General features: G+C 66.4%; 2 protein-coding genes. One reads left to right on the top strand and one right to left on the bottom strand.

The features are described from left to right. Positions 1-477: 477 nt before the first annotated feature. Positions 478-2664: a hypothetical protein gene (locus tag LJE61_RS00110; protein WP_296917023.1), complete on the top strand. Its 2187-nt coding sequence runs from the start codon at positions 478-480 to the stop codon at positions 2662-2664. Positions 2665-2860: 196 nt separating this feature from the next. On the opposite strand, the gene LJE61_RS00105 is transcribed toward LJE61_RS00110, so the two are convergent. Then, complete coding sequence (locus tag LJE61_RS00105; protein ID WP_296910165.1) at positions 2861-4267, bottom strand: dihydrolipoyl dehydrogenase; 1407 nt, start codon at positions 4265-4267, stop codon at positions 2861-2863. Positions 4268-4776: the final 509 nt, after the last annotated feature.

The raw sequence follows: 4776 nt of genomic DNA, 5'->3' as shown, positions 1-4776 counted from the left end.
CCGCTTTGTAAGTCATGCAACTGATTGGGTTGCCCAGCATTTCGCACTGCGTGCCAATTCACCTTCCGGGTGAAGCCCGCTACGACCCCCGGTGCACGCCCCGCGCGGCGCCCGGCGGCGTTACAACTCGTTGGAATAGGTCGACTATTCCGCCTCGTTGTGCCTTGCCGGACACCGCGCGGGACGCACCCCGAGGGCCGTCCAACTGCCGTTTCTAGGATGACCCTACCTACCATTCTAGTTCGCACTCAGGGGCCCGCCCGCGTCGGCTCGAGCAGGACGGCATAGGTCCCCGATCGAACGTCTCTCGCCGAGCCACGGGGATGTCTTTGCCCCGCACCGCCGTCCCTGGAGATCAATCAAACCCGGCATGGTTTTCTATGCTTGTCACGAGGGATGCCGTTTCGAAGGCACAACGACCGCCGCCCGGCCGCGCACCGATGGCGGGCAACTCTTGACACCAGAAGGAGGTTCATCATGCCCGAACGCCTCTCCCCGCCCGAGCCGGCCGCGGATCTTCCCCGCCACTTCCTGCTGCGCCTCTGGAGCTATTTCTGGAACTCGATCGTCCGGGTCCTCTGGCTGTGCGCCTACGCCAGCGTCTCCGCCGCCGGCGTGGTCATCCTCTTTCTGTTCAACGACCAGGGACGGGACCTCCTGCGACTGTCCGCGGAGCGTGGCCTCGCGCTTTGGAATCTGCTCTTCCTCCTCGGCGCCTTCCTGCTCGGCGTGGTCCTCTGGTACACGGCACGCCGGCTCCTGGACAGGGATTTCCGCGGCCAGACGTTCAGCCGCAAGGCCTCTGCATTCGGACGCGAGTGGTGGCCCAGGGTCTTTTGCTTCCTCGTGCCCTTCTCGATCGGGATCGGCTTTTTCCGGGTCGACACCGATGCCCGGGTCGCCGCGTGGGTCCTCGGCGTCCTGTTCCTGCTGCTCGCCGCCGCCCTCATGTGGTTTCTCGCGACGCGCCGGGACCGCTTCCTCGGCGGATCCAGGGTGGGGCTGGAGGTCGCCGACGAGCAGGGGCTCAACCGGATCGACTGGACGCTCATCTCGGCCGCCTTCGTCGTCTCGATCACCCTCGTCGCCGCCTTCCTGGTCTGGCCCGTCCATGCTCCCCAGGCCCTCGGCACGCCGGCGATCATGCTCCTGGGATTCGCCGGCATCGCCCTCTTCGGCGGACTGATCCTGACCTATGCCATGCTGGCGAATGGGCAGCCGGCCGGGACCGCGCTCGCGCTGGCGGTCGCGGTCGCGTGTGGGTTCTTCAACGACAACCACTGGATCAGGACAGAACAGCAGGCCCCGGCCCTGGAGCGTCTGCCCGCCGCTGTCCACTATCAGACCTGGCGTCAGGCCAACCCGGCACCCGTCGCGATCGGCGGGCGCGAGCCGCTGATCCTGGTCGCCGCCGCCGGAGGCGGCATCCGTGCCGCCTATTGGACCGCCTCGACCCTCGCGGTCATGGAGTCCATCCCCGGCTTCAGCGACAACCTGTTCGCGATCAGCGGCGTCTCGGGCGGCAGCGTGGGGGCCGCCGTCTACGCGGCGATCAGGCGCATGCAGCTGGAGCCGGGTGCGCCGCCAGATCCGGCGACGCTCGAGCGCGTTCGCGAGGTCCTCAGTGGCGACTTCCTCTCCCCGGTGGTCGCCGGACTCCTGTTCCCCGACCTGATCCAACGCTTCGTCCCCGTCCCGGCGGCGGCGGCCGACCGCCAGCGCTTCCTCGAGCTCGCCTTCGAGCGCGCGCTCGGCGACGGGGAGAGTCCGCTCAGCCGTCCCTTCACCGCACTCTACGCGGGCGGATTCACGACCCGACTGCCAAGCCTGCTGCTGAACACCACCATCGTGGACTCGGGTCGACGCGCCGTCATCTCCAACATTGATCTCACGGGCATGACCGACACGGTCGATCTCTTGGCTCCGGGTTTCTCCACCCGGGGCGCGCTCCTCTCGGCCGCGGCCGGCGCAAGCGCACGTTTCACCTATGTGAGTCCGGCCGGAAGCCTCCGAGGTCCCGGCCTTGAAGGCATCCAGAAGGCGCGCCTGGTCGACGGCGGCTACTTCGAAAACTCAGGCGCCGCCACCCTGACCAACCTGCTCGATCTCATCGACCAGACGCGGGTCTTCCCGATCCTGATCCTGATCCGTAACGACCCGACGGCACCGCCGGTCTGCCAGGACCGCCCCAGACCCATCCTGACTCAGTCCAGCAATCCGCTCGGGCCGGCTGCCGGTGACTTCCTGAGCGAGGTTGCCTCGCCGGTGCGCGCTCTGCTGCACGCCCGCGAGGCCCGCGGACGTCTCGCCGAGGTCGACGCCGCGAGACAGGTCGAAGGGCATGCGGCATGGCGGGTCGAGCAAGAGCTCGAGGGCGCAGTCATCGAGATCTCACTCGCCGCCGTGGCTCAGGCGGACTTGGACAAGGCCCTGGCAAAGGCTCGGGCGACGTCGGCCGGCGCCGAGTTGAGCTCAGCGCAGCGAGAGGCCATCAACCGCCCGCTGGTGGAGCCGCCCCTCGGCTGGTCGCTGTCGGATTCCGCACGCCGCTCAATGGACCGCACCTTGGATAGCGAGGCGGGGGGGCTGAGTCTCGAGCTCGACAACCTGAGGACCGTTCTCGCCGGTCAACTGGATCCGTATAGGCGGTGTCATGCGGAGTAGTAGTGGTTCCGGGCGGGGCGGCCTGAATCGGCAGGCCTCTTCCCAAGGCAGCGCGACGTATTCAGCGCTTCCCGTCCGGGGCAGGAAGCCGGGCCGTGCTCAAGCGCACAAGCGCTTGAACATGAAGGAGCCGGGACGCTGCGTTTTCCGGCTCCGCCTGTTTTTTGGCCCGGATGGCAAACAAACCAACAGCTCCCTATGCGACGGCGCTGCTCGGCCTGGAGATCATCCGTGCGGGAGCATCGAGGCGTCTGTCCAGCTCGTGCAGGCAATCCTGTAAAGCCTCCTCGATCACCGGGTGGTAGAAGGGCATCTTGAGCATCTCCCGGACGGAGAGGCGACACTGGATGCCCCATGCCAGCAGGTGCGCCAGATGCTCACAACGCGGCCCCACCATGGCCCCACCGAGCACCAGTCCGGTTCGGCGATCCGCGTAAAGCCGCATCAACCCCCGATTCTGACCCATGATCAAGGCGCGGCCGACCGGACCGAAGCGCTGCTGGCCGACGACCACCGCAGCCTGATCGAGCGCGGAGAAGGGCGTGCCGACAACCGCGATGTTGGGATCGCTGAAGATGATGCTCATCGGCGTCTTTGGATCGAACCGCAGCGGCGCGCCGTGACAGGCGTTGAAACCGGCGATTCGGCCCTGTTCCGCGGCGGTCTGGAGGTTCGCCATGCCGCCGGTGGCATCGCCCGCAAGGTAGATGGGGAAAGGCCCGACCCGGAGTGTCTGCGGATCGTGCAGCGGCACCCCCTTCGGGTCGAGCTGGCAGCCGACGCGCTCGAGTCCGAGCCCGGCCAGATTCGGGCGCCGCCCCATGGCGACGAACAGCTTCTCGACGCACATCTCCTGATCGCCCGCACGCACGCGGACCCGGTCTCCGCTTGGCTCGACCTCCGCCGGCTGCCCAAGCCAGACCGGAAACTCCCGCCTCAGGATGTCGACGGCCGCCTGGCTGACGACCGGATCCTGCAGCCTGGCAAGCTTCTCGCCCGCTTCGATCCCGACAACGCACACGCCCAAACGGTGCAGCGCCTGCCCGATCTCGATGCCGATGGGGCCGAGCCCGAGGACGGCCACGGACTCCGGCAACCGGTCTTGCTCGAAGAGGCTCTCGACAGTCAGGATCCGGTCCCCGAGCCGCTCTTCCCAGCCCGAGGGAACGACAGTCGAGGCCCCGCTCGCGATCACGAAGGCGTCGGCACGGATGACCCGCTCGCCCACCTGGACGGTTTCGGCGTCGATGAACCGCGCGAAACCTTCGATCAGCTCATCGCCCATCTCGTCCGTGGTGTTGGCCAGGACCAGGTCGACAAAGGTATCGCGAAGATCCCGGACATGCTCCAAGGCCGTCCCTTGGTCAATCCTGAGTGCATCTGCCCCGTCGATGCCGTAGCGCTGGAACTGCTTCCGGGTCTGGTAGACCTCTGCGAGATGGACGGCCACCTTCGAAGGCATGCAGCCGACCCGAGCACAGGTGGTGCCGAGACCGCCACCGTTGATCAAGACATAGTCATCCGTGACCTTGCGGATCTCCTTGATGGCGTTCAGTCCCGCATGACCGGCGCCGATGACGGCGACGTCGACTCGGTCAACCATGCCAAATCCCTCCCTTGTCTCGCGAACCGCATCATGTCCGCGCGGCACGAAAGAATCCGTATCGGGTGGCGAGCCAATCGGCAACACGCCTGTCTCCCGACCCAATCCAGGCTCGATCGAAGGATGAAGAATCCGATGAAGCGAGGCCGCGCACGCGGAGCTGACTCAACTGCAACCGGTATCGTCAACGCATAGTAAGCAAGAGCGCAGTTGATCAAACAATAGCCCAACTGGGTGATCGAGGCATCGCCCGATCGGGCGATGCCTCGATCGGGCAACACTGTCGTGTCAGGCCGGTGCGAAGAACGAGGCCCGACGCGTCGCATGCGGGCATGGACAGCCTCTGCCCTGCATCTAGGAGCCTGTCTGACTTGAGACTGATCTACTGCGCCGGCGGGACAGCGGTCCATATCCGACCGATTTCTCGTTACGTAGACCCACTATGCGCCTCGCAATCGGTCGAATCTGTCCTCGCTCTCCCACTCGGCTCGCGACGATCGCTCAAGTCA

It is taken from the genome of Thiocapsa sp. (assembly GCF_022340925.1).
GTDB lineage: Bacteria > Pseudomonadota > Gammaproteobacteria > Chromatiales > Chromatiaceae > Thiocapsa.
The sequence above is the reverse complement of the archived record's forward strand: the minus strand, read 5'-3'. Positions and strand labels throughout refer to the sequence as shown.

Excerpts from the sequence above, each read along its gene's own strand:
- LJE61_RS00110 (WP_296917023.1), top strand. The coding sequence starts at position 478 with ATGCCCGAACGCCTCTCCCCGCCCGAGCCGGCCGCGGATCTTCCCCGC.
- LJE61_RS00105 (WP_296910165.1), bottom strand. The coding sequence starts at position 4,267 with ATGGTTGACCGAGTCGACGTCGCCGTCATCGGCGCCGGTCATGCGGGA.